This window comes from Saccharopolyspora spinosa NRRL 18395 (genome assembly GCF_000194155.1).
GTDB classification, from domain to species: domain Bacteria; phylum Actinomycetota; class Actinomycetes; order Mycobacteriales; family Pseudonocardiaceae; genus Saccharopolyspora; species Saccharopolyspora spinosa.
On sequence record NZ_GL877878.1, the window covers coordinates 345,698 to 370,061 of the forward strand.

The 24,364-nt window shown below is 69.1% G+C and carries 21 protein-coding genes and 1 pseudogene; 19 read left to right on the top strand and 3 right to left on the bottom strand.

Translation table 11 applies throughout. From position 1 onward, the window contains the following. Positions 1-254: 254 nt before the first annotated feature. The 5 genes from SSPN_RS0101765 to SSPN_RS0101780 all read left to right on the top strand — a co-directional run bounded on the left by SSPN_RS0101765 (position 255) and on the right by SSPN_RS0101780 (position 6,116). Positions 255-1,514: a bifunctional glycosyltransferase family 2/GtrA family protein gene (locus SSPN_RS0101765; RefSeq protein WP_010305819.1), complete on the top strand. Its 1,260-nt coding sequence runs from the start codon at positions 255-257 to the stop codon at positions 1,512-1,514. After that, positions 1,511-2,680: an ArnT family glycosyltransferase gene (locus SSPN_RS59095; RefSeq protein WP_237710415.1), complete on the top strand. Its 1,170-nt coding sequence runs from the start codon at positions 1,511-1,513 to the stop codon at positions 2,678-2,680. Before SSPN_RS0101765 ends, SSPN_RS59095 begins: the two co-directional genes overlap by 4 nt. Then, positions 2,665-3,720, top strand: a complete 1,056-nt coding sequence (locus tag SSPN_RS59100) for a mannosyltransferase YkcB-related protein (RefSeq protein ID WP_237710416.1) — start codon at positions 2,665-2,667, stop codon at positions 3,718-3,720. Before SSPN_RS59095 ends, SSPN_RS59100 begins: the two co-directional genes overlap by 16 nt. A 231-nt stretch (positions 3,721-3,951) precedes the next feature. Further along, complete coding sequence (locus tag SSPN_RS0101775) at positions 3,952-4,668, top strand: response regulator transcription factor (RefSeq protein ID WP_010305825.1); 717 nt, start codon at positions 3,952-3,954, stop codon at positions 4,666-4,668. Continuing rightward, positions 4,665-6,116, top strand: a complete 1,452-nt coding sequence (locus tag SSPN_RS0101780; RefSeq protein WP_010305829.1) for a sensor histidine kinase — start codon at positions 4,665-4,667, stop codon at positions 6,114-6,116. The genes SSPN_RS0101775 and SSPN_RS0101780 overlap by 4 nt, the downstream gene beginning before the upstream one ends. Before the next feature lie 321 nt (positions 6,117-6,437). On the opposite strand, the gene asnB is transcribed toward SSPN_RS0101780, so the two are convergent. After that, positions 6,438-8,270, bottom strand: coding sequence for an asparagine synthase (glutamine-hydrolyzing) (gene asnB, locus SSPN_RS0101785; RefSeq protein WP_010305834.1), 1,833 nt, complete (start codon positions 8,268-8,270; stop codon positions 6,438-6,440). Between the two features lie 431 nt (positions 8,271-8,701). Here asnB and kdpF point away from each other — a divergent pair, with 431 nt between their 5' ends. From kdpF to SSPN_RS0101820, 6 genes are all read left to right on the top strand, one after another. Next, positions 8,702-8,797, top strand: a complete 96-nt coding sequence (gene kdpF, locus SSPN_RS0101795) for a K(+)-transporting ATPase subunit F (RefSeq protein ID WP_010305839.1) — start codon at positions 8,702-8,704, stop codon at positions 8,795-8,797. Continuing rightward, the gene (kdpA, locus tag SSPN_RS0101800; protein ID WP_010305841.1) at positions 8,797-10,458 is read left to right on the top strand and encodes a potassium-transporting ATPase subunit KdpA; all 1,662 of its coding nucleotides are present in this window, start codon (positions 8,797-8,799) and stop codon (positions 10,456-10,458) included. The genes kdpF and kdpA overlap by 1 nt, the downstream gene beginning before the upstream one ends. After that, positions 10,455-12,524, top strand: a complete 2,070-nt coding sequence (gene kdpB, locus SSPN_RS0101805) for a potassium-transporting ATPase subunit KdpB (RefSeq protein WP_010305844.1) — start codon at positions 10,455-10,457, stop codon at positions 12,522-12,524. The genes kdpA and kdpB overlap by 4 nt, the downstream gene beginning before the upstream one ends. Positions 12,525-12,687: 163 nt before the next feature. Continuing rightward, positions 12,688-13,305: a potassium-transporting ATPase subunit C gene (locus tag SSPN_RS0101810; RefSeq protein ID WP_010305847.1), complete on the top strand. Its 618-nt coding sequence runs from the start codon at positions 12,688-12,690 to the stop codon at positions 13,303-13,305. Between the two features lie 126 nt (positions 13,306-13,431). Further along, entirely contained in the window at positions 13,432-15,987 is a 2,556-nt protein-coding gene (locus SSPN_RS0101815) for a DUF4118 domain-containing protein (protein WP_010305849.1), read from the top strand. Then, entirely contained in the window at positions 15,984-16,664 is a 681-nt protein-coding gene (locus tag SSPN_RS0101820) for a response regulator (protein ID WP_010305852.1), read from the top strand. The genes SSPN_RS0101815 and SSPN_RS0101820 overlap by 4 nt, the downstream gene beginning before the upstream one ends. A gap of 53 nt (positions 16,665-16,717) precedes the next feature. Here SSPN_RS0101820 and SSPN_RS0101825 read toward each other — a convergent pair whose 3' ends face one another. After that, positions 16,718-18,436: a PstS family phosphate ABC transporter substrate-binding protein gene (locus SSPN_RS0101825; RefSeq protein WP_010305857.1), complete on the bottom strand. Its 1,719-nt coding sequence runs from the start codon at positions 18,434-18,436 to the stop codon at positions 16,718-16,720. A gap of 179 nt (positions 18,437-18,615) precedes the next feature. Between SSPN_RS0101825 and SSPN_RS50235 the strand changes: the two are divergent. The 6 genes and pseudogenes from SSPN_RS50235 to SSPN_RS0101850 all read left to right on the top strand — a co-directional run. After that, a pseudogene (locus tag SSPN_RS50235) lies at positions 18,616-18,849 on the top strand (DUF397 domain-containing protein); the annotation flags it as partial. Between the two features lie 112 nt (positions 18,850-18,961). Then, positions 18,962-19,333, top strand: coding sequence for a hypothetical protein (locus SSPN_RS0101830; RefSeq protein ID WP_029534868.1), 372 nt, complete (start codon positions 18,962-18,964; stop codon positions 19,331-19,333). Positions 19,334-19,343: 10 nt separating this feature from the next. Next, positions 19,344-19,949 carry a DUF3558 domain-containing protein gene (locus SSPN_RS0101835; RefSeq protein ID WP_010305865.1) on the top strand — a complete coding sequence of 202 codons (606 nt, stop codon included), beginning with the start codon at positions 19,344-19,346 and terminating at the stop codon, positions 19,947-19,949. A 9-nt stretch (positions 19,950-19,958) separates the two neighbouring features. Then, entirely contained in the window at positions 19,959-21,248 is a 1,290-nt protein-coding gene (locus SSPN_RS0101840; protein WP_010305869.1) for a PPE domain-containing protein, read from the top strand. A 2-nt stretch (positions 21,249-21,250) separates the two neighbouring features. Further along, positions 21,251-22,054: an ESX secretion-associated protein EspG gene (locus SSPN_RS0101845; protein WP_029534869.1), complete on the top strand. Its 804-nt coding sequence runs from the start codon at positions 21,251-21,253 to the stop codon at positions 22,052-22,054. 89 nt (positions 22,055-22,143) lie between these two features. Continuing rightward, a complete protein-coding gene (locus SSPN_RS0101850; protein WP_010305876.1) occupies positions 22,144-22,767 on the top strand; it encodes a nucleoside/nucleotide kinase family protein in 624 nt (207 codons plus the stop codon). Positions 22,768-23,041: 274 nt separating this feature from the next. Here SSPN_RS0101850 and SSPN_RS0101855 read toward each other — a convergent pair whose 3' ends face one another. Then, entirely contained in the window at positions 23,042-23,230 is a 189-nt protein-coding gene (locus SSPN_RS0101855) for a hypothetical protein (RefSeq protein ID WP_010305879.1), read from the bottom strand. A gap of 39 nt (positions 23,231-23,269) precedes the next feature. On the opposite strand from SSPN_RS0101855, the gene SSPN_RS57475 reads away from it, so the two are divergent. Further along, complete coding sequence (locus SSPN_RS57475) at positions 23,270-23,863, top strand: hypothetical protein (protein WP_010305883.1); 594 nt, start codon at positions 23,270-23,272, stop codon at positions 23,861-23,863. Further along, positions 23,851-24,144, top strand: coding sequence for an acylphosphatase (locus tag SSPN_RS0101865; protein WP_010305887.1), 294 nt, complete (start codon positions 23,851-23,853; stop codon positions 24,142-24,144). Before SSPN_RS57475 ends, SSPN_RS0101865 begins: the two co-directional genes overlap by 13 nt. The last annotated feature ends 220 nt before the right edge of the window (positions 24,145-24,364 follow it).

Genomic DNA, 24,364 nt, shown 5'->3' on the forward strand with positions numbered 1-24,364 from the left:
GACGTTCGGTTGTCATCGCGTCTTCCTCTCGCACGGCCAGTTCGCCGAACGGCTCCGACTTGGGCCCGAACGCCTGGGAAAACCGTGGGAAATCCCCGAGAGCATCGTGATCCGCTCCGATCTCTGCTCAACTGACCTGCGAAAACGCGCGGAGGCGGACGACTCCCAGGTAATTCCCAGCTGACGCCCACGGCCCTCGCACCTCGCCCCGGCTTGATGGATACCGCAACAGGCCGGAAGTGAGGTGGTGGGAGATGAGTGCCGTGCCGCAGCTCGGTGTCGCCGCGCAAGCACGCCGCGCGGCAAACCGGACCGCGACGGTCGACGTGGTGATCCCGGTTTACAACGAGGAACGTTCGCTGCCCGGGTGCCTGGAGGTGCTCGGCAAGCACCTCGCCGAAGACTTCCCCTTCTCGTGGACCATCACGGTGGTCGACAACGCGAGCACGGACGGCACGCTGGGCGTCGCCCACGAGCTGGCCGGCGCGATGGACAACGTTCGGGTGCTGCACCTCGACCGCAAAGGCCGCGGGCTGGCGCTGCGCACCGCGTGGGCTTACAGCGACGCGGATGTCGTGGTGTACATGGACGTCGACCTGTCGACCGGTCTGGATGCGCTGCTCCCGCTGGTCGCCCCGCTGGTCAACGGGCACTCGGCGCTGGCCATCGGTTCCCGGCTGGCGACCGGAGCCCGCACGGTCCGCGGCGGCAAGCGGGAGCTGATCTCCCGCTGCTACAACAAGATGATCCGCTGGACCCACGGTGCCCGGTTCACCGACGCGCAGTGCGGTTTCAAGGCAGCTCGCACGGATGTGGTGAAGCCGCTGCTGAAGCACGTGCAGGACGATTCGTGGTTCTTCGACACCGAATTGCTGCTGCTGGCCGAGCACAATGGCCTGCGGGTCCACGAGGTCCCGGTGGACTGGGTCGAAGACGTCGACACCCGGGTCAACGTGGTCAAGACCGCCATCGACGACATCGCAGGCCTGATCCGGGTGGCGCGCGCCAAGGTCACCGGAGCGGCGAAGGTGCCGGGTCTGCCGCAGCGGCCCGCGCCGCGAGCCGCACACCCCCGGGCCGCGCTGGCGAAGCGGGAGAACGGCCTGCTGTGGCAGCTGGTTTCGTTCGGCGTGATCGGGCTGGTGTCCACAGTGATCACCTCCGTGCTGTACGCCGTCCTGCGTTCGTGGTGGCCGCCGCTGCTGGCGAACCTGGTGGCGTTGACCGTCACCACGTTGTGGAACACCGAGGCCAACCGCCGGTTCACCTTCCTGAACCAGTCCAGCTCCTCCGGGCGGGTGCACCTGCAGGGGCTGGTCGTGTTCGCCCTCTACTACGTGGTCACCTCCGGTGCGCTGCTCGGATTGCACGCCTGGCAGCCGGATCCGTCGCGGTGGCTGGAAGTTCTCGTGCTCGTGGTGTCTTCGGTGGTCGGGACGGGGCTGCGGTTCGTGCTGCTCAGGTCCTGGGTGTTCCGGCCCGAGGTGCCGTCCAAGGAAGAGGAACAGGGATGACGTCGGTTGATACGACGACCCGGCACGCCCGGGTCGAGGGGGCGGAACCGCGTCGCGGGACCGCGCCGTGGCAATGGCTTTCGCTCGCGGCGATCTGCGTGCTGTCCGGGGTGCTGTACTGCTGGGGGATCGGCGGGTCCTGGGGGAACTCGTACTACTCGGCGGCCGTGAAGTCGATGTCGCAGAGCTTCGAGAACTTCTTCTTCGGCTCCTTCGACCCGGCCGGCGTGGTCACCGTCGACAAGCCGCCGATGGCCCTGTGGTTGCAGGTCTTGTCGGTGAAGGTGTTCGGGTTCAGCCAGTTCGCAGTGCTGTTCCCGCAGGTGTTGGCCGGTGTCGCGGCGGTCTTCTTGCTGCACCGCACGGTTCGGCGTTGGGCGGGCGAGCACGCCGCGCTGCTCGCGGCGCTGGTCATGGCGCTGACACCGATCACGGTGGTGATCAACCGGGACAACAACCCGGACACGCTGCTCGTGCTGCTGGTCGTCGCGGCGGCTTATGCGATGACGCGGGCCTCCGAATCGCGCACGGCCACCGGTTGGCTCGCGTTGGCGGCATTCCTGGTCGGCTGCGGCTTCCTGACCAAGATGCTGCAGGCCTGGATGGTCCTGCCCGCCTTCGTCGCGGCCTACCTGGTCGGCAGTCGCGCCGGGTGGGGGCGGCGGTTGCTGGATCTGGGCGTGGCAGCCGTGGTGGTGCTGGTCAGCTCGTTCTGGTGGGTCGCGGCGACCGCGCTGTGGCCTTCGCCGAAGCCGTACATCGGCGGCAGCACGGACGGTTCCGCCTGGGATCTGGTGTTCGGCTACAACGGTTTCGGCCGGATCTTCGGCGGTGACCGCAACCCCGGCCGGAATGCGGGCACCGATGGCGGTTTCCAGCCGCCGTCGGGTGGTCCGGGCGGTGGGGGCGGCGGTTTCGCCGGCTCGTCGGGCGTCCTGCGGTTGTTCAACGACCAGCTCGCCGGTCAGATCAGTTGGCTGCTGCCGCTGTGCGCTTTGGTGCTGGTCGCGATGCTGGTCTTCGGGGTCCGGCATTGGCGCGGCGGCCGACCGCTGGACCGCGGGCAGGCCGCGGGCTGGGTGCTCTGGGGCGGTTGGCTGGTGGTCATCGGCCTGATGTTCAGCTTCGCGCGGTCTGGGGCGGTTGGCTGGTGGTCATCGGGCTGATGTTCACGACGATGCTCGCGCCAGCGGTCGGCGCCGTGGCCGGGGCCGGGGTGGTCCGGTTCTGGCGCTGGTACCGGGAACCGCGGGGCAAGGCGTGGCTGCTGCTTCCGGTCGGTGTCGCGATCACGGTGGCGTGGGCGATGGCCGTCGTCGCGCGTGAGCTGAGCTGGCACGCGTGGGCCGGGTATGCGGCCGTGGGGTTGGGCGTCCTCGCGCTGGTCGTGCTGCTGATCGGTCGGCGCGGCAAGGCGGCGCTGGCCAGAACCGGCCTGGTGCTGGGCTTGGCCGCCGCATTGGCGGTGCCGACGGCCTGGTCGGCGCTCGGTGCGGTCAGCGGCCAGAGCCGCATGGGCGGCGCGAACCCGATGGCCGGCCCGGAGATGAGCATCCGGCAGGGCAACGTCATGCAGTTCCCGGGAGCGGTGCCGCCGAACGGTCAGGGCCAGGACGGCGCGCAGCAGCCGCAGGACTCGGCCGAGCGGGGCAGCGCCGAGGAAGGGCCGGTCCTTTTCATGGACGGCAGGGGCGGTGAATCGCTGACCGAGGAGGAGCGGAAGATGCTCGACCACGTCCGGGCCAACGCAGGTGACCTCGAAGTGCCGCTGGCGGTCGAGGGCGGCTCGATGGCCGCGTCGTCGTACATCATCAACTCCGATCTGAGGGTCGTCGGCATGGGCGGTTTCAGCAGCAGCGACGAGGCTCCGTCGGTGGCCCAGCTGGCGGAGTGGAAGCGGTCCGGTCAGCTCGGCTACGTCCAGCTCGGCGGCATCAGCGGCTCGGGCGGCATGCGGCGCCACGACGACCTGGGCGACCGGGACGGCCTGGGCGACCGGGACGGCCTGGGCGGCGGCGATGCTCAGCCGGGCGGGGACGGTTCCCAGCCGCCTGCGGGTGCACAGCCTCCCGGTGGCATGTCCGGGCGTGGCGGCCAGGTCAGCCAGGAGCGCGACGAGTGGGTGAAGCAGAACTGCACCCTCGTCAACCCGGCGTCCTGGGGCGGTGCGGCGGACACCTCGCTGCAGCTCTACAGCTGCAAGTGAGCCGGGGTGGGTGCGCACCCAGGCTGCGCACCCACCCCGGACAGCCCCGTGTTCTGCCTGGTCAGGGCCCCGTGAGTACGTTTGGTCGCGGCAGCAGCCTGCGGTAGCAGCCCAACGTGCTCACAGGCGATCAGCTGCGGAAACATCGGCCCGACGGGGTGCGCGGCGGTGGCTCCGGGATACGAAGCCTGTTCCCAGGTTCCTTCCAGCTTTCTCCCAGGGAGGTGGGCGATGCTTGGCGACGTGGCGGATACCAACATTGCGCGCGTGCTGGTCGTCGACGACGAGCCAAACATCTTGGAGCTGCTCACCGCAGCTCTGCGGCTCAGCGGCTTCGAGGTGCACGGCGCGGGAACCGGGGCCGACGCGCTGCGGGCCGCTGCGGAGTTCCGGCCCGACATCGTGGTGCTCGACGTGATGCTGCCGGACCGGGACGGGTTCTCGGTCGCCTCCGAGCTGCGGGCCAACGGCAACGCCGTGCCGGTGCTGTTCCTGACCGCGCGCGACGCCGTCGAGGACCGCATCGCCGGCCTGACCGCCGGTGGCGACGACTACGTCACCAAGCCGTTCAGCCTCGACGAGGTGGTGCTGCGGCTGCGCGCGATCCTGCGCCGGGTGCAGCCCGCGCAGGTCAACGACTCGCGGCTGCGCTACCACGACCTCGAACTGGACGAGGAGACCTACGAGGTCCGCCGGGCGGGACGGCTGGTGAGCCTGTCGCCGACCGAGTTCAAGCTGCTGCGCTACCTGTTGATCAACGCCGAGAAGGTGGTCAGCAAGGTCCAGATCCTGGACCGGGTGTGGAACTACGAGTTCGGCGGGGACAGCCGGATCGTCGAGTCCTACATCAGCTACCTGCGGCGCAAGGTCGACTCGGTGTCCCCGTCGTTGATCCACACCATCCGTGGCGTGGGTTACGTGCTGCGCTTGCCTCCGGAGCAGCGATGACGGTCGTGTTCCGGACGCTGCGCGGGCGGCTGGTGCTAGTGCTGGTCGGGGCGCTGGTGACCGGCCTGTTCCTGGTGGGCGTGACCAGCACCGCACTGCTGAGCCGGTCGCTGCTGGAGCGCACCGACGACCGGTTGGCGGAGCTGTCCGGGCCGTGGGAGCACGGGTTCCGGCCGCCACCGGAACCGCCCAGGGGCGCTCTGGCCGAAAGCCCCGGGCGAGGCGACCTGCCCACCGAATTCCGGGTGCTGATCTTCGACTCGGCCGGCGCGCAGGTTGGCGGGATACTCGGGCAGACCTCGGGCGATCGGGGCGGGCCGGTGCTACGGACCCCGGAGCGGGGTCCGCAGATCAAGACGGTGCCCGATCAGGCGGGCGGCGCGGCCTGGCGGGTGCGCGAGGTCGCGCTGCCCGACGGGCGGCACGCCGTGCTCGCGCTGTCGCTCGCCAACGTCGATGCGACCGTGCGCCAGCTGATCGTCATCGAACTGGTGGTCGCGGGTGGCGTGCTGCTCGTGCTGGCTGCGGCGGCGGCACTGACGGTGCGGCTCAGCCTGCGGCCGCTGAACCGCATCGAGCACACCGCCGATGCCATCGCGGCCGGGCAGCTCGATCGACGTGTGCCGGATCAGGACCCGCGCACCGAGACCGGGCGGCTCGGCGCGGCCCTGAACACGATGCTCGGGCGGCTGGTGGACGCGTTGCAGCAGCGCGAGAAATCAGAGCTCCGGCTGCGGCGGTTCGTCGCGGACGCCGGGCACGAACTGCGCACGCCGTTGACGTCGATCCGGGGGTTCGCGGAGCTGTACCGGCGCAGCGACCAGCACCGTCCGGAGGACGTGCGGATGATGATGCGGCGCATCGAGTCCGAGGCGGTGCGCATGGGCGGCCTGGTCGACGACCTGTTGCTGCTGGCCAGGTTGGACCGGGAACGCACCATCGACCTGGTCGACCTGGACCTGGCTCCGCTGGTGCAGGACGTGGTGCACGACGGGCGGGCGCGCGACCCCGAGCGGAAGATCGTGCTGCGGGAACCGGAAAAGCCGCTGCGCGTGCTGGGCGACAGCCCCCGCCTCCGCCAGGTCCTGACGAACCTGGTGAACAACGCCCTGATGCACACCCCGCCGGGCTCGCCGATCACCGTCGAGGTCGCCCGGGATTCCGCCGGGGGAGGAGCCCTCGCCGCGGCGGGCGCGCAGCTGCCCGCGGGCACACCGGTGGCGATCGTCTCGGTCGCCGACACCGGCCCGGGCATCCCACCGGACCACGCGCCGCAGATCTTCGACCGCTTCTACCGGGTCGACGACGGCCGCCACCGCGAGGCCGGCGGAACGGGCCTCGGCCTGGCGATCACGACCGCGATCGCCGAGGCCCACAACGGCCGGGTGGAACTGCACGCCAACGCCGAAGGAGGCAGCACCTTCCGCCTTCTCCTACCTCTGACCTGATCCACCCACCCGAGATCCGACGTGACACCCCGAATCCGACATGACTTCCGTGATCCAACGTGACTTCCGTAATCCGACATGCCCCCGGGATCCGACGTGATTTCCGTGATCCAACGTGACATTCGTGATCCCACGTGACTTCCGGGATCCCACGTACGTGACTTCCGGGATCCGACGTGACACCCGGGATCCGAACGAGTTGTCCCGTATCGCGGAACCCCGGTTCCGTTTCCGCAATTTCAATGGAAATCGGACCTATTGAAATTGCGTCTTTCCGAGGCTCGGACCCCCGCTTCCGGGAGTGGGCAATTGGATTCGGCGTCAGAGCTTGACCGTGGGGTGGTGGATCTCGAACCAGGTCGACAGGTCGAGGGCCCGTTCGAAGGTGAAGCGGGCCGCCTGGTCGATCCCGTTCGGGTCCTGCTTCATCGCCTCGCGCAGCCACTTCTCGTCGAGCAGCGACAGCGCCGGGTCGCCCGCCGCGACCAGGTCCGCGACCTGCCGCTGCAGCACCGCCGCGTACTTCGGGTCCTGCGTGGACGGGTACGGGCTCTTCACCCGCTCGACTACGGACTTCGGCAGGGTGTCGGCGGTGGCGTGGCGCAGCAGGCTCTTCTCCCGCCCGTCGAAGGTCTTCAGCGACCACGGCGTGTTGAAGACGTACTCGACGAGCCGGTGGTCGCAGAACGGCACCCGCACCTCCAGGCCGACCGCCATGCTCATCCGGTCCTTGCGGTCCAGCAGGACGCGGACGAACCGGGACAGGTGCAGATAGCAGATCTGCCGCATCCGGCGGTCGAGGTCGCTCTCCCCGTCGAGCACCGGGACGGAGCTGACGGCCTCGCGGTAGGCATCGGCCACGTAGGACTCCAGGTCCATCGCCGCTGCCAGGTCCGGGCTCAACGTGTTCGTCTGCCTGACGGGTAGCGATCGGACGGCGAACCACGGGAAGTTCTCGGCCTGCTGCACCTGCGGGTCGTGGAACCACTTGTAGCCGCCGAAGACCTCGTCCGCGGACTCGCCGGAGAGCGCCACCGTCGAGTGCCCGCGGATCGCCTTGAACAGCAGGTACAGCGACTGGTCCAGGTCGCCCAGGCCCAGCGGGAGGTCGCGGGCCTGCACGGTGGCGCGCCGCACGGCGGGGTCGGCCAGCGCGTCCGGATCGAGCACGATGTCCTGGTGCCGCGAGCCGACGTGCTCGGCGACGTCGTGCACGTACGGGGTGTCGGGCGTGGCGCGCATCTCGTCGGGCACGAAGTGCTCGGTCTGGCCGACGAAATCGACCGCGAAGCTGCGCACCTGTTCGCCGCTCTGCGCCAGCTGGAGCCCGGCGAGCGCGGTGATGGTGCTGGAGTCCAGGCCGCCGGAGAGCAGCACGCAGCGCGGCACGTCGGAGATCAGCTGCCGCCTGACGATGTCGTCCAGCAGCTCGCGCACGTGCGAGACCGACGTCTGCTGGTCGTCGGTGTGCGCGGCGGCCTGCAGTCGCCAGTAGGTGTGCTCGCGCAGGCCCTTGCGATCGACGGTGACGATGGTGCCGGGCTCGACCTCGTGCATGCCGGACCACACCGCCTGCCGCGGCGTCTTGACCATCACGAACAGCTCCCGCAGCCCGTCGGCGTCGACGATCTTCTCGGCCAGCGGGTTCGCCAGGATCGCCTTCGGCTCGGAGCCGAACAGCACGCCTTGCTCGGTCGGGTAGTAGTACAGCGGCTTGATGCCCATCCGGTCGCGGATCAGCAGCAGCTGCTCGGTGCGGGTGTCCCAGACGGCGAAGGCGAACATGCCGTTGAGGTGCTCGGCGACCTGCGGGCCCCACTCCAGGTAGCCGTGCAGCACGACCTCGGTGTCGCTGTCGGTGTCGAAGCGGTGGCCGCGGCGCCGCAGCTCGTCGCGCAGCTCGGTGAAGTTGTACGCCTCGCCGCTGTAGACGATCGCGACCTCACCGTCGGAGGTTGCGGCCGCCATCGGCTGTGCCCCGCCGGGCAGGTCGATGATCGCCAGCCGCCGGTGCCCGAGTGCCGCGTGCGGGCGCACCCAGGTGCCGCCGGCGTCCGGGCCCCGGCAGGTCATGGTCGCGCACATCGCGTCGATGGCGGGCTGCTCGCGGGTCAGGTCGCGCTGGAAGTCGATCCAGCCGGAGATGCCGCACATGTCGGTGTTCTCCTTCGCGTTGGGGATCTCACGCGAGGGGCGCAAATGCCGGGTTTCGGGCGCTTTGCACCACAGGCGCCTTCATTAGCAATGTTAACTAGATAGTTGCATAGACGAAACCAACTCACGGAGTGAAGTCGCCCACTCACGAACCGTGCAGAAACACGAAACCACCTGAAAACGACGGCTGCCAGTTCACTCGATCGGGCGCATCAAGAACGCATCAATGCGCACGGAGCAGGCATCAAGGAGCCGTCATGGGCCTTGGCCGCGCCCGGTACGGGGGATTTCGCTGTTCCCAGACGGCCACCACGAACCGGTGGCCCGAATTCGAGTGAGGAGTGCGCAGCGGTGGCTGATCTCGCCTTCGCCGTGTTGCTGATCGGCGGGTTCCTCGTACTTGCGTTGACCCTCCGCGGTTTGGAGCGCTTGTGAGCACTGTGCTTGCCAACGTCGCCGGGGGCGTGTTGGCGCTCCTTTTGATCGGTTACCTGTTCGTCGCGCTTATCCGGCCGGAGAAGTTCTGATGAGTTCCTTGACGGTCGGCCTGGTCCAGGTCGGCCTACTGATCCTGGCCATCGGCGTGGTCTACCGGCCCCTCGGTGACTACCTGGCCCACGTCTACACCAGCGAGAAGCACTGGCGCGTCGAGAAGGCCGTGTACCGGCTGGTGCGCATCGACGGCGACGCCCAGCAGCGCTGGACCACCTACGCCGCAGGTGTCCTCGGCTTCTCGGTCATGTCAATCGCGCTGCTCTACCTGATGCAGCGGTTGCAGCCGCTGCTGCCGCTGAGCTTCGGTCGCGGCGCGGTCGAGCCCGCTATGGCGTTCAACACCGCGGTCAGCTTCGTGACCAACACGAACTGGCAGTCCTATGTGCCGGAGCAGGTCCTCGGGCACACCGTGCAGATGGCCGGGCTGACCGTGCAGAACTTCGTCTCGGCGGCCGTCGGCATGGCTGTCGCGATCGCCCTGGTCCGCGGGTTCGCCGTCGCGGGCACCGGCCGCATCGGCAACTTCTGGGTGGACATCACCCGGGGTTGCACCCGCGTGCTGCTGCCGATCGCGGTCGTGGCGGCGGTGCTGCTGGTCGCGCTCGGCGGGGCGATGAGCCTCGCATCCGGCATCCACGTCGTCGGCCTGGACGGGCAGGCGCACACGATCGCGACCGCGCCGATCGCCAGCCAGGAGGTCATCAAGGATCTCGGCACCAACGGCGGCGGGGTGCTCAACGCCAACTCGGCGCACCCGTTCTCCAACCCCGGCGGCATCAGCAACCTGCTCCAGATCTTCCTGATCCTGGTGATCCCGCTGGCTCTGACCCGCACCTTCGGCACGATGGTCGGCGACCGCCGCCAGGGCCGGGTGCTGCTGTCGGTGATGGTCGCCATCATGGCCGTGATGACGGCGGTCGTCTGGTGGGCCGAGAGCCACCCGAACGGCGCGGCCACACTGGCCGCCGGTGGTGCGCTGGAAGGCAAGGAGACCCGCTTCGGCCTGTTCCTGTCCGGCCTGTTCGCGGTTGCCACTACCGGAACATCCACCGGTGCCGTCAACGCGATGCACGACAGCTTCACCGGGCTCGGGGGTCTGGTGCCGCTGCTGAACATGCTGCTCGGCGAGGTCGCGCCGGGCGGCGTCGGCGCGGGCCTGTACGGGATCCTCGTGCTGGCCGTGATCGCGGTGTTCCTGGCCGGTCTGATGGTCGGGCGGACGCCCGAGTACCTGGGCAAGAAACTCGGGCGGCGGGAGGTCACCGCGGCGGCGATCTCGATCCTCGTGATGCCCACGATGGTTCTGCTCGGTGCCGGTATCGCGCTCGCGCTGCCGTCCACTGAGGACGCCCTGAATAACATCGGCGCGCACGGGCTATCGGAGGTCCTCTACGCCTTCGCCTCGGCGGGCAACAACAACGGCAGCGCCTTCGCCGGGCTCACCGTGACCAGCGACTTCTTCCAGATCGCGCTCGGTCTCGCGATGCTTTTCGGCCGGTTCGTGCCGATCCTCGCGGTGCTGATGCTCGCCGGTGCGGTGGCCCAGCAGCAGCGGGTGCCCGCCACCGCAGGCACGCTGCCCACCACCGGCCCGCTGTTCGCCGGGTTGCTCGGCGGCACCGTCGTCCTCGTCGCAGCGCTGACCTTCCTTCCGGCGCTCGCCCTCGCCCCGATCGCGGAGGCCCTCGCATGACCACCATCCTCGAGAAACCCCAGCAGGCCCAAGCGGAAACCGGGCCGCGGAAGATGTCCGCGGGCGCGTTCAGCCCGCGCCAGCTGTGGACGTCGCTGCCGGAAGCGCTGCGCAAGCTCAACCCCAAGCACCAGCTCGCCAACCCGGTCATGTTCGTGGTGTGGGCGGGCTCGGTGCTGACCACCGTGCTGGCCGTGACCGAACCGAACGTGTTCAGCATCTCGGTGGCCTCCTGGCTGTGGTTCACCGTGCTGTTCGCCAACCTCGCCGAAGCGGTCGCCGAAGGCCGCGGGCGGGCGCAGGCGGAATCGTTGCGCCGCACCAAGACCGAAGCCGTCGCGCGCCGGCTGGTCGACGGCGTCGAGGAGCGGGTGCCGGGCGCGGCGCTGCGCATCGGCGACTGCGTCGTGGTCGAGGCCGGCGAGGTCATCCCCGGCGACGGTGACGTGGTGAAAGGCATCGCAACCGTCGACGAGTCGGCGATCACCGGCGAATCCGCCCCGGTGATCCGGGAGTCCGGCGGCGACCGCTCGGCGGTCACGGCGGGCACCACGGTGCTGTCCGACCGGATCGTCGTGCAGATCACCACAAAACCCGGCGAAACCTTCGTGGACCGGATGATCGCGCTGGTCGAGGGCGCGCAGCGGCAGAAGACACCGAACGAGATCGCGCTGACGATCCTGCTGTCCACGCTGACGATCATGTTCCTGCTCGCGGTGGTCGCGCTGCAGCCGATGGCCGGCTACTCCGGCTCGCTGCAGTCGGTGATCACGTTGACCGCGCTGCTGGTCTGCCTGATCCCGACCACGATCGGCGCGCTGCTATCGGCGATCGGCATCGCGGGCATGGACCGATTGGTGCAGCGCAATGTGCTCGCCAAGTCCGGTCGCGCGGTGGAAGCCGCCGGTGACGTGGACACCCTGCTGCTGGACAAGACCGGCACGATCACCTTCGGCAACCGGCGCTGCACCGAGCTGCTGCCCGTCGGTTCCGTGACGCTCGGCGAGCTGGCCGAGGTGGCGCGGCTGTCCAGCCTCGCCGACCAGACCCCGGAAGGCACCAGCATCGTGGCGTACTGCGCCGAGCAGTACGGGCTTCCGACGAAGCCGCAGGGCCCGGAACTGCACGCCGAAGAGGTCGCCTTCACCGCGCAGACCCGGATGAGCGGCATCGACATCGACGGCCGCGAGATCCGCAAGGGCGCCACCAGCGCGGTGTGCGGGTGGGCTGGCGGCATCTCATCCGAAGTGGAGGAACTGACCGACAACATCTCCTCGCAGGGCGGCACGCCGCTGGTGGTGGCCGAGCGCAGCGGCGGGATCACCCGCGTGGCCGGTGTGATCCGACTGTCCGATGTGGTCAAACCGGGCATGAAGGAGCGGTTCGCCGAGCTGCGCGCGATGGGCATCCGCACCGTGATGGTCACCGGCGACAACGAGCTCACCGCCAAGGCCATCGCCACCGAGGCGGGCGTCGACGACTACTTCGCCGAGGCCAAGCCGGAGGACAAGATCGCGCTCATCAAGGCAGAGCAGGAAGGCGGCCGACTGGTCGCGATGACTGGTGACGGCACCAACGATGCGCCCGCGCTCGCGCAGGCCGACGTTGGCGTCGCGATGAACACCGGCACCGCGGCGGCCAAAGAAGCCGGCAACATGGTCGACCTCGACTCCGACCCGACGAAGCTGATCGAGATCGTCGAGATCGGCAAGCAGCTGCTGATCACCCGTGGCGCGCTGACCACCTTCAGCATCGCCAACGACCTGGCCAAGTACTTCGCGATCCTGCCCGCGATGTTCGTGGCGATCTACCCACAGCTGGACGCGCTGAACATCATGCGGCTGGCCACCCCGACCTCGGCGATCTTGTCGGCGGTGATCTTCAACGCGCTGATCATCATCGCACTGATCCCGCTGGCGCTGCGCGGGGTCCGCTACCGGCCGACCTCGGCGAGCGCGCTGCTGCGCCGCAACCTGCTGGTCTACGGCCTCGGCGGCATCGTCACGCCGTTCGTCGGCATCTGGCTGACCGACCTGGTCATCCGCTTCATCCCGGGCATCGGCTGAGGCGGACGACTCCCGTCCGAGTGGACCACAGTTTCAATTGAAACTGTGGTTGCCACTTCCGGACTGGCAGTTTCAATTGAAACTGTGGTTACCACTTCCGGACCGGCAGTTTCAATTGAAACTGTGGTCGTCCCTGGCACCTGGTTGAACCGGAAAGGCACTGATGAAGAACACACTGCTGCGCCAGACCCTGGCGGGGCTGCGGCTGCTGCTGGTGGCGACGGTCGTGCTCGGCGTTGCCTATCCGCTGGCGATCTGGGGCATCAGCAGGATCCCCGGCCTGCAGGCCAACGCCGAGGGCTCGCAGATCGTGGTGGACGGCCGGGTCGTCGGTTCGGCGCTGATCGGCATCGACCCGGTCCCGGCCGACCCGGCCAACGACCCGTACTTCCACACCCGCCCAGCGGCTTCCGCCGAAGGCAACGTCGGCCCCGGCGACCCGTCCAGCACCGGCGGTTCCAACTACGGCGGAGCGAGCGAGGACCTGCTGGCGGCCGTGCAGGAGCGGCGCGGCGCGATCGCCGCCCGCGAGAGCGTCCGGCCCGAGCAGGTGCCGACCGATGCGGTCACGGCGTCGGCCAGCGGCGTCGACCCGGACATCAGCCCGGCCTATGCGGAGCTGCAGGCTCCCCGGGTCGCGCGCGTCACCGGCCTCCCGCTGGACGAGGTCCGGCGCCTGGTCGCCGAGCACGCCAGCGGCGGGGTGGTCGCCGAGCGCGTGGTGAACGTGACGACCCTCAACCTCGCCATCAACCGGGGCCGGGTGCGGCCAGCGGAGTAAATTTCCTGGTCGGGGCCCGTGAGCACGTTCGGGTGCGGCAACGCCCGAAGGTGCTCACGGGGCGACGGCGGCCACTGGGTGGGGACAACCGCTAATAACAGCGGGTCGTAGGAGACTGGAAGCGTGGTGGAGAAGGGACGACGGCGCGGCGAGCTGCGGATCTACCTCGGTGCGGCACCAGGGGTCGGCAAGACCTACGCGATGCTCAACGAGGCGCACCGACGCCTGGAGCGCGGCACGGACGTGGTGGTCGGCTTCATGGAGGACCACGGCCGTGCCAGGACCGCGGCGCTGCTCGACGGCTTGGAGGTCGTGCCGCGGCGGCGCGTCAGCCACCGCGGGGTCGAACTGACCGAGATGGACCTCGACGCGCTGCTGGCCCGGAAACCGGAGATAGCCGTCGTCGACGAGCTCGCGCACACCAACGTCCCCGGTTCCCGCAACGAGAAGCGCTGGCAGGACATCGACGAGCTGCTCGACGCCGGGATCAACGTGCTGTCCACCGTGAACGTGCAGCACCTGGAGAGCCTCAACGACGTGGTGGAGACGATCACCGGTGTGCGGCAGCAGGAAACCGTGCCGGACGAGGTGGTGCGCCGCGCCGGGCAGATCGAACTCGCCGACATCACCCCGGAAGCGCTGCGCCGCCGCATGGCGCACGGCAACGTCTACGCGGCGGACAAGGTCGACGCCGCGTTGGGCAACTACTTCCGCACCGGCAATCTGACGGCGCTGCGCGAGCTCGCGCTCCTGTGGTTGGCAGACCAGGTCGATGTGGCGTTGCGCCGCTACCGCGCGGAGAAGAAGATCACAGCCACCTGGGAAGCCCGTGAACGGGTCGTGGTCGCCGTCACCGGCGGCAGCGAGAGCGAGATCTTGATCCGCCGGGCCCGCCGGATCGCGGCCCGTGCGGGCGCGGAACTGCAGGTCGTGCACGTGTTGCGCGGTGATGGGCTCGCGGGGGCGTCACCGAGCGGCATCGCCCGCGCCCGGAAGCTGGCCGACGCCGTCGGCGCCAGCTTCCACACCGTCGTCGGCGACGACGTGTCCGAGGCGCTGCTGGAGTTCGCCCGCGCCGCGGACGCCACGCAGCTGGTGATCGGCACCTCGCGGCGCTCCCGCTGGGCCCGGCTGTTCGACGAGGGCATCGCAGCCGTCACGGTGCAGAAGTCCGACGCGATCGACGTGCACATGGTCACCCACCCCGAGGCCGGTGGGCGCCGTTTCCTCAAGAAGATCCCCCGGAATCCGCTTTCGTCGGCGCGCCAGCTGTGGGGCTGGGTGCTGTCGGTGCTGCTGCCGAGCGCAGTCACTGCGGTGGCCAACTACTTGGGCGACGAGGCGATGTCCACGGATGTCGTCGGCTACTTCCTGGTCACCGTCATCGTCGCGCTGGTCGGCGGGATGGCACCGGCGATCGTCGCCGCGCTGCTCTCCGGCGGGCTGCTGAACTTCTTCCTGACCCCGCCGTTTTACACGTTGACCGTGGCCTTGCCGCAGAACCTCGTGACGGTGATCGCGATGATGATCGTCGGCATGCTGGTCGCGTTCATGGTCGACCGGGCGGCGAGGTTGGCCGAGCAGGCCACCAATGCGCGCACCGAAGCAGCGCTGCTGACCTCCTATGCCCGCACCGTGCTAACCCACCCCGATCCGCTGGCGCGGCTGCTGGAGAAGGTGGTCGAGAACTTCGGCCTGACCTCGGCGGCGCTGCTGGAGCGCACCAAGGACGGCTGGCAGGTGGCGGCCTCCACGGGCACGCAACCCTGCAGGAAACCCGAGCAGTCCGACGTGGATATCGAGGTCAACCCCGAAGTGCACCTGGTGCTCAAAGGGCCCGGCCACAGACCTCTGCCGGCGGCCGACCGCACGGTCCTGGAAGGCGCGGCCGGGCAGGCTCTGGTCGCGCTGCGCCAGCAGCGGATGGCCTCGGAGGCGCAGGAAGCCCAGCGCCGCGCGGACGCGACCCAGCTGCGCACGGCGTTGCTGTCGGCGGTCGGCCACGACCTGCGCACCCCGCTGGCGTCCATCAAGGCATCGGTAAGCAGCCTGCGGGCACCCGACCTGCAGCTGTCCGAAGAAGACACCGCCGAGCTGCTCGGCGGGGTGGAGGAGTCCGCGGACCGGCTGACCGAGCTGGTGGACAACCTGCTGGACTCCTCCCGGCTGGCGACCGGCGCGATCGCGCCGAGTCTGCGCCCGGTGAGCTACTACGAAGTGGTGGCGCGCGCGCTGGCCGGGCTGGACGGGCGGCAGCACATCGACGTCGACATCGACGAGAGCCTGCCGCCGGTGCTCGCCGACACCGGGCTGCTGGAGCGCGTGGTGGCCAACGTGGTGCAGAACGCCCTGAGGTACGGGCGGCCCGACGGGGCCCGCATCAGCGTGCGGGCCAGCGAGCATGCGGCGCGGGTCGAGCTGCGCGTGGTCGACCACGGACCGGGGCTGTCGAAGGACGCCGCCGACGCTGTGTTCGCGCCGTTCGAGCGGCTCGGCGAGCGCGGCGAGCGCGGCGACACCGGGGTCGCCGGGGTCGCCGGAGTCGGGCTCGGGTTGAGCGTGGCGCAAGGTTTCATGACGGCAATGCACGGCACGATACGCGCCGAGGACACCCCCGGTGGCGGGTTGACGATCGTGCTCTCACTATCGGCGGTCACCGCAAATGGGCAGGGGAAACGATGACGAGGGTGCTGGTTGTCGACGACGAGCCGCAGCTGCTGCGCGCATTGCGGATCAACCTGACGGCGCGCGGTTACGAGGTGCTGACGGCCGCGGACGGCTCGTCCGCGCTGCGCGTGGCCATCGACGGCAAACCGGACGTGGTGGTGCTCGACCTCGGGCTGCCGGACATGGACGGCAGCGAGGTGATCGCGGGCCTGCGCGGCTGGACGACGGTGCCGATCATCGTGCTGTCGGCGCGCGCTGACTCCGCCGACAAGGTGCAGGCCCTCGACGCGGGTGCGGACGACTACGTCACGAAGCCGTTCGGCATGGACGAGCTGCTGGCCCGCCTGCGCGCGGCGGTCCGGCGCTCGAACACCAGCGAAGCCGGCGACCAACCGCTGGTTGAGACGGCGACGTTCACGGTGGACCTGTCGGCGAAGAAGGTCCTGCGCGAGGGGGTGGAGGTCCACCTGACGCCGACAGAGTGGGGAATGCTGGAGGTCTTGGCCCGCAACCAGGGCCGCCTGGTGGCGCAGAAGCAGCTCCTCAAGGAGGTCTGGGGCCCCCAGTACGCGAACGAAACCCACTACCTGCGCGTCTACCTGGCCCAACTCCGCCGCAAGCTGGAAGTGGATCCCAGCCACCCCCGCCACCTGATCACGGAAGCGGGCATGGGTTACCGCTTCGAACCGTGAGCTTCGCGCTTCCCTGACCGGCGTGCGACCTACGGGCGTCCATTGTGGATTCACTAGCCCTGGCAGAGGGGGTGGGGAAGGCCGGTGCGTTCGATGCAAGGGGTGTAGCCCGCGTCGCGGAGCTCCGCTCGGGCCGTGTCGCTGCGCAGGTAGTCGATGAAGTGCTTGAGCACCGAGTCGTTCGCCGGGAAGCCCTTCGTGTAGAGGTATTCGATCGTCCAGAACCGGTAGCCCTGGTGGGCGCTGCTGATGTCCGGGTAGCGTCCGTCCAGCTGCGCGATCTTGACCGGTTTGCCCTGCGCCACGGCGATGTTCGCGGCCGGCGTGTCGGTGTAGCCGATCGCGCCCGGGGTGGTGGCGATCTCGTCGACTACCTGCGCCGTCGAACTGCGTTCGCACCGCGTGGTCTGCGCCTGCGGCATTCGTTCGGGCGCTTCGCAGCTGTCCGAGGAGAGCAGCCCCTCGGAACCTTGCAGCACCCGCGTTTCGAAGACCTGCCTCGTGCCGGATTCCTGCCCGCGCCCCACGATGCGGATGGGCAGCGAAGCGCCGTCGCGGAGCTGGTTCCAGTCCCGGAACCGGCCGGCGAAGATGCCGTGGAGCTGCTCGGTGGTGAGCCGGTCGATGCCCGCCGAATCGTTGACGACCACGCCGTAGACGACCAGTGCCAGTGGCTGCGCGACGAGGTCCGGCGAGGGTTCCAGCGCCGGGCCGTCGGACAGCACCGCGAGGTCGTTCTGCGAGCCGGGCGCGGAAAGCGCACGCACGCCGTCGAGGCTGCCGGTGGGTTGTGCGATGACGTCCGCGCCACCGCAGGCCTGCGAGTAAGCGGTGGCGACGTTGCTCATAATCGGGGCGAAGGCGCTGGAACCCTCGATGCGCAGCGAACCGGTGGCGCACACGACGTCGCTGTCCTGCCGGAAGATCCCGGTGATCAGGGTGGTGACCAGCGCGACGGTCAGCAGCGCCCCGATCCCGGTGACGGCCAGCGGCCAGGCGACCCCCCGCTGCTGCTTCTCGTCCTTGATGCGCCCGTTGGCGATCCGGCCCGCGAAGCCGATTTCCTTGCTGGTGGAGTCGTCGGTGGTGGCCGATTCGTCGTCCGGCTCCCGCAGCACCACGACGAGCTTGAACTTCTGGCCGCGCTGCAGGCTGAGCTCCGAGAGCCGGACCCCGTGCCACTGCGGGCCGATCTCGATGGCCGCCGTGGGCTGCGCGGCGACCCAGTTGGCCAGCCGCTGGCCGAGCCTTTCCCGGAGGGTGCCGAGGCTCGGCGGGTTCGGGGCGTAACCGGTCTCCTGCCCGTCGGTGAAGAAGACCAGGTTGTTGCGGATCCGCTGGCGGATGGTCTTGGTCGGTGCCTCGGAGATCCGCGCGTCCCAAACGATCCGCTTGCCGAAGGTGAACGAGAGGTCCTCGGCGAAGTCGTCGGCTTCGATGTCGAAGCTGCCGGTGTTGCGGATGCGGATGATCACGATGCTCATCCGGTCCACCAGTCGCGCGATCCTGATCAGTTGCGGATCGGCGGGCGGAACCTCGCCGTCGTGCAGCTCGATGGGGCTCAACCCGATCTTGGAGTTGTAGAGCACGCGGTAGTGGAGCCGCTTGCGCCGGATGACGAACCGGTCGACCACGGGAGCGGCGATGGTCGCGGCGGCCAGCACGCCGAGCACCCAACTGCTGACGTGTTGGCCGAACAAGGCGGCTAACGCCTGAACGGTCTCTCCCCAGCTGACCACCTGCAACGCCTCCCCGAGCCCGCCGATGATCAAGGAGGGTAAGCGCGGAATCGAGCCCCGATGGGCTCGATCACCCGCTGTTCACCACAGGTTCAACGTCGGCCGGTGGCCCTAGCGGCCGACGGCCTGGCTGTGGGCCGCAGCTGACGGCTTGGTGCTGTTGGAGCACGTCATCATGCAGATATGAGTCCCAGTGGCCGATCTGCTGACATTGGCGAAAGTCGAGCCGCAGCACCGCGAGTTCCAACTGTGTTGAAGTCACCTTTGTCGGGGACACCTGGCGGAAGTCCAGTCGCAGTGTTTCCGGTTCCAACTGTGTCGACGTCGCCGGGCGGGACGCTGTTGTCGGGGTTCGGGATTCGAAGGATCCCGGCGGGGGCGTGCTGGTGTTTTCCGCTGCTCGGTGGGCCGACTTCGTCGGTGGGCTCATGCGAGTTCGCGCATAGGCGCGTTGGGTTGGTGTGAAGTTTTCAAGAGTTGGTGCGGGGCGGGAAGGCGCGCTGCTAGGGTCGGCTTTCGACCGGGTGATCAGACGCCGCGACCTGGGGGTTTCCCGCGATGACGACGCCAGCACCACCTCCGCCGCCGGTTCCCGGCGGAGCCGGTCAAACCATCACTGTCAACAAGGACAATGTCCTTGAGGTGCGCAAAATCATCCTCTCAGCGGCTGAGGACGCGCAGTTCAAGCTGTTCAGCCTCGCGCACAACTTGGCTGTAGGCGCTCCCGCCTACGATGAGATCAGCGCGACCGCTGCGGCGGTTTGGACGGCGAACCTGCTGGGAAACCCCGACTCTCACTACGCGCGTCTCATGCAGTACGTGGACAACGTCTTTGAACTGGGAAGACAACTCGAAGACGCAGCCAAGCAGTACGGCTTCACCGACGACGAGATCGTTGCGTCGTTCCAGCTGCAGCAGAACCAGGTGTGAGGGGAGTCCCGTGCGGTTGCGCTTCGGGCATGGCTTGATCGGGTTGGCTTCGGTCTTCACCCTTGCTGGCTGCACGGTGAACGGCCCGGACCCGGAGCCGACGAGTTCAGCTCCCGCTTCGGAGGCAGCGCCGCCTTCTTCGCTGGACCTTCCGCAGCGCCCGAAAGACCTGGCGATTGCGGGTAAGCAGGATGCGGCGATCTGCACTTGGTTGTCTCCTGAGCAGAAGGCGCCGCTCCAGGTGGGTGGCGGCCGCCCGGTGGTCAGAAACGGGAACAACTACAACGGGTGTTCTTTCGCTGGTGCTGCAGGAAAGACTCAGTTCGGGATCTCGCTTCGGGTGGTGCCCGAGGGTTTGGACGATTTCGCGCAGAAAATTGCGGCCGTGAAGGCGAAGACCGCGACGACGTATGAGGTCAACGGCTTCGGTGCCGTGCAAGGGCAGGTTCCGGGTGCCGAGAGCCTCGGTTGTGCGGTGTTCGTCGACGCCGCCGAAGGGCAGACGCTCTACGTGGACCTGAGCCTCACCACCCCCGGTGGCATGAACAACGAGCAGATGTGCGTGCGGGCGAAGCAGGCCGCGGAGGCGGCCGTGACGACCTTGCAGGGTAGCTAAGGGGAAGTCGTGACCAGCATCGATCCGATCCGCGATATCCGGTTCGAGGGGATGGACATCCCCCAGCTGCAGGAATGGATCACGCAGATCAAGCAGGGGCGCGGCGCGGAGTCGATGCAGGGCGCGGTGCGGGCGCTGGACGAGTGCGTGCAGGTGGTCGTAGATCTCGACGAGACGCTGCGCCGCGAGCTCGGCAAGCTGCAGATCGCCTGGGAGGGCAACGCCGGGAGCCTCGCGGCGGCCGTGACGCAGCAGCAATCCGTCTTCATGGCCGACGCCCCGGATCCCCTGAAGGCTTCGGCGGAAAGCGTCGACGCGCAGGGTCGGGGGTACGAGTCGGCGCGCAACGGGCTGCCGAACAACGACGAGCTCAAGCACAAGCAGTCGGAGAACGCGGTCGAATGGGCCGGGGGCGCCTTCGGCTACGAGAGCGACTACGACAAAGAGGCCAAGCAGATCGAGGCCCAGAAGCAGGCCGCGCAGGCGGCTCTCAGCTCCTACCGCAACACCTCCGTCAGCCAGGCCGATTCCTACCAACCGTTGCCCGGGATGCCACCGGCCACGGTGTCGGCGCAGTCGGCGTCCGGGACGGGCATGTCGGGCATCGGCGCGGGCGTGGGTTCGGTCGGCGCCTACTACGGCGGCGGCGCGAGCGATGCCGGTGTGCTGGGCGGGGTAGTGGGCGGCGGCAATGCCGGCGGTGGAACCCCGCGCGGCGACCGCACGGCTCCGCCGGTGCGCGGCGACCGCACGGCTCCGCCGGTGCCCGGCGACCGGAGCGGCAGCGGCGAGCACCCGGACGAGCGCGAACCCGGTGGCGAGGCGGACCAGACGCCGGAGGCCGCCGGGACGAGCGACGGCATCAACCCCGCCACGGTGCTCGGCATCGCTGGTGGTGGCGCGGTGGTCGCTGGTATCGGCGCCTACGCGGCGAGCCGGATGCTCGGTGGCCGCGCCCCGGCGGTGGCGGGCGCCGGCGGCGGAACCGTGCGCGGCGGCGCGGTCGAAGGGATGAGTCGCGGGGGTTCGTCCGGCATCGGCGGCGGTCCTGGTGACACGGTGGCCGGGCGGGCCGCGGGCAACACCCCGGGCAGCCGTCCGGCGGCCGGCTCGATGATGGGTCCGGCGGCGACCCGCGGCGAGAAGCGCAGCGAGGACGAGGAGCACGAGAACAAGTACGTCGCCGAGGAAACCCCGTTCGACGACGAGCGGCTGGTCGCTCCTCCGGTGCTGGGGCACTTCGACCCCGACGCCGAAGCCGACGAGGAACCCGACGACGAATCGAAGAAGCGGGACTGACGTTGCGCCCTGGAACAGAAGCCGATCCGATTGTGCTGTCCGCATTGGAATTCGATGTGGTCTGCGAGGCGGAGAAACTCACGGAGCGCCGGCACATCATCCTCAACGTGCCTAGCCCGGGAGTGACGTACGCGGAGCGCGCCCAGCTCGTCGCGGACGTGTGGGCCGGGCTTCGCCGCCGCCGCCTCGCCGAGGGCAAGCGCGACCGCGTCGACGTCGACCTCGGCGACCTGCTCGGTCTGCTGGACCGGCCGCAGCGCAGCATCGACGTGCGGATCTGGGCCGACCGGCCGATCCGCGCACTGGCCTCGGCCAACGGCGCGGCGGGCCTGCTGACCATTGTGGACGGTGACATCGTCGAGCTCACCCCGATCCGGGGGAGTTCGCTGGCGGAGGCGGCGGTGTCGGTGGCGGGCGACATGCCGCCCGGCCCGGGCCGCGCGGTGAGCCTGCCCAACGACATCCTCCGCGAGGCCAGCGACTATGCGGGCCCGGACAACCCGCTGCTGTTCACGGACGAGCTCCGAGCCCTGGGCATCGTCCCGGACGACGCCGCCGACGTCGCGAACATGGCGGATGGCATGGGGATCCGGGGCCAGTTCGGCGTTGAGGCCTGCCCGAACCGAGGCGGCAAACCCGAGCGGGCCAGCAGGGTCGTGGCGTTCCACGACACGGGCAAGGGCCGCTACAGCCACGTGGTCCGCCCGAGCGGGGACGGTCGGCGCTGGAGCACGATAGCCCCGGCGGGCAACGCGAGGATCGCGGAGTACACCAGGGAACTGCTCGCCGAACTGTGGTCGGACTGAACCTCGTTTCCGCTGCTCAGCTGCCGTGAGTACGGTTAGGTGTCAGAGCGCCCAAAAGCACTCGCGGGCGTTTCGCGCGGAGGTGTTGGTTGGTCGGGTACGTGGAGTTGGTCAAGCGGGCTCGGGAGTTGGCCGGTAGCGGGCAGCGGCGGATCTTGGGGATCGCCGGTGCTCCCGGGGCAGGCAAGGGGACCGTGGCCGAGCGGGTTCTGCAGGAGCTCGGCAGCTCGGCCGTACTGGTGCCGATGGACGGGTTCCACCTGGCCAACGCCCAGTTGCGTCGGCTCGGGCGAGCCGATCGGAAAGGCGCTCCTGACACCTTCGACGCCGCCGGGTACGTCGCTTTGCTGCGGCGGATTCGGGAATGCGGGCCCGATACCGTTTACGCGCCCGAATTCCACCGGGAGATCGAGGAATCCTATGCCGGCGCCATTGCCGTCGAGCCCGATGTTCCGCTGGTGATCACCGAAGGGAACTACCTGCTGCTGGACGCGCCGCCGTGGTCGGCGGTTCGGGAATTGCTCGACGAAGCCTGGTTCCTCGCGCCCGATGACGACGTTCGGGTGCAGCGGCTCATTGCGCGGCACATCAGTTACGGGCGCACTCCTGACGAAGCCGCGGAATGGGTTTACCGCAGCGACGAGCGGAATTCCGCTGTCGTCGCGGCGAGTCGGGATCGTGCCGATCTCGTCGTCGTCGGCGATCCGCGGTGATTTCTTCGCGCGAAACCTTAATTACCATTCAGGAATGGGGTCCGGGGCCCAGGACGGATCGCCCGCGGCTTCCGTCAGCTCGCACAACCGGTGCGCGAACTCGGCGACCGGGCCGTCCGCGGGATTGGGACGCTGCTGCTACCGGCCGCGTTTGCCCGTGCTCGCCGACGCCTCGCCGATCGCTTGCCCTCGCCCATGCGCTGGTGTTTCGACCGACACAGGACCTTTACTGACACGGCATCGTCACGATGGATGCGCGGGTGGGTGCGCAGCGTCAGCGCTCGGCGAGCTCCGCCCGAACGTCGTCGGGGATCCGGCCGGTGTGGTCGATGGGCGTCCACGGCTCGCTGCGGATCCACTGCGACCCGCAGCCGCGACAGGCCAGCAGCGGAAACCCGTTGAGCTGCTTGGGAGTCCGGTGCCACGAGCACAGCGACTGGCAGGCGTGCACGGCCAACGTCACTAGTCGTCACCGCCGGAGGTCTCTGAGTCGGTCGGCTCCGTGGTCGTGGTGGTCGTGGTCGTCGTGGTGGTGGTCGTCGTGGTCGTGGGTGTCGTGGTGGTCTTCGTCGGCCGCGGCGGAGTGTGGGGCGGGGGCGGCTCTGGCGGCATCGGAGGCGGGATCTCCGTGAGCGTTTCGCTGCTCTTCGAAGCGGACGAAGTCGACCTGCTGGAGGTCGTCGAGATATCCGAGGTTTCGCTGCTCATCGGCGGCGGGGGCAGCAACGAAGACGGCGTGGAGAACGTCGAGGCCGGCCGGGACGTGGCGGTCGGCTTCAGCGTGAAGTCCGGCGTCGCCGCGTCGTGCTGCTGCGCGCCGGCGACCATCGCGGCGGTCGTCGCGAACACGGTGGCCACGGCGATGCTCGATGCGGCCAGCATCACCAGGCGCTTCGGCCGGGCGTCCGGGTCTTCCGGCAACATCGGGTCCACGGTGCCCCACTCGTCGGCTCGTCGGGCGGTCTGCGCGGATGCCCCAGAACACCCGGCCCTACCACGAATCGTGGCGGATCATACCGGTGCCCGGGCAGTGGTGATGATCGGCGCAAGCCAGGGCCGCGCGCGCAGCGGCCGTGCGGCATCATGCCCGGCGTGACGGATTCGCAACAGGCACGACTGACCGCATGGGTGCACGGGCGGGTGCAGGGCGTCGGCTTCCGCTGGTGGACGCGTTCCCGGGCGCTGGAACTCGGCCTGGTGGGCAGCGCCACGAACCGGCCCGCGAACCGCGTCGAGGTGGTCGCCGAAGGCCCCCGGGAAGCGTGCGAGAAGCTGTTGACTGCGCTGCGTTCCGGCGAAACCCCGGGCCACGTCGACCACGTCGCGGAGCAGTGGTCCGAGCCCAAGGGCGGCTTGACCGGTTTCATGGAGCGCTAATGGAATCGCGCCGGGAACCGGTTTGGCCTGGTCTGCGACCTGTGAGCACGTCGTGCTCCGGCAGCAGCGCAACGTACTCGCGGCAGCTGGCCAGCTGAAACGGTGGCGATGCCGATTGTTGATCTCCGGTTCGCCGTCGTGCGAGCGAAATCGCCGTTACCAGCGGTTCTGCGCAGTTGCGGACGGCCGCAGCGGTAGGCTCTGCCGGATGTGACCGCCG

What these genes read in the sequence shown, in the direction of transcription:
- SSPN_RS0101765 (WP_010305819.1), top strand. Translation starts at nt 255, where the DNA reads ATGAGTGCCGTGCCGCAGCTCGGTGTCGCCGCGCAAGCACGCCGCGCG.
- SSPN_RS59095 (WP_237710415.1), top strand. Translation starts at nt 1,511, where the DNA reads ATGACGTCGGTTGATACGACGACCCGGCACGCCCGGGTCGAGGGGGCG.
- SSPN_RS0101775 (WP_010305825.1), top strand. Translation starts at nt 3,952, where the DNA reads ATGCTTGGCGACGTGGCGGATACCAACATTGCGCGCGTGCTGGTCGTC.
- SSPN_RS0101780 (WP_010305829.1), top strand. Translation starts at nt 4,665, where the DNA reads ATGACGGTCGTGTTCCGGACGCTGCGCGGGCGGCTGGTGCTAGTGCTG.
- asnB (WP_010305834.1), bottom strand. Translation starts at nt 8,270, where the DNA reads ATGTGCGGCATCTCCGGCTGGATCGACTTCCAGCGCGACCTGACCCGC.
- kdpA (WP_010305841.1), top strand. Translation starts at nt 8,797, where the DNA reads ATGAGTTCCTTGACGGTCGGCCTGGTCCAGGTCGGCCTACTGATCCTG.
- kdpB (WP_010305844.1), top strand. Translation starts at nt 10,455, where the DNA reads ATGACCACCATCCTCGAGAAACCCCAGCAGGCCCAAGCGGAAACCGGG.
- SSPN_RS0101810 (WP_010305847.1), top strand. Translation starts at nt 12,688, where the DNA reads ATGAAGAACACACTGCTGCGCCAGACCCTGGCGGGGCTGCGGCTGCTG.
- SSPN_RS0101820 (WP_010305852.1), top strand. Translation starts at nt 15,984, where the DNA reads ATGACGAGGGTGCTGGTTGTCGACGACGAGCCGCAGCTGCTGCGCGCA.
- SSPN_RS0101830 (WP_029534868.1), top strand. Translation starts at nt 18,962, where the DNA reads ATGACGACGCCAGCACCACCTCCGCCGCCGGTTCCCGGCGGAGCCGGT.
- SSPN_RS0101865 (WP_010305887.1), top strand. Translation starts at nt 23,851, where the DNA reads ATGCCCGGCGTGACGGATTCGCAACAGGCACGACTGACCGCATGGGTG.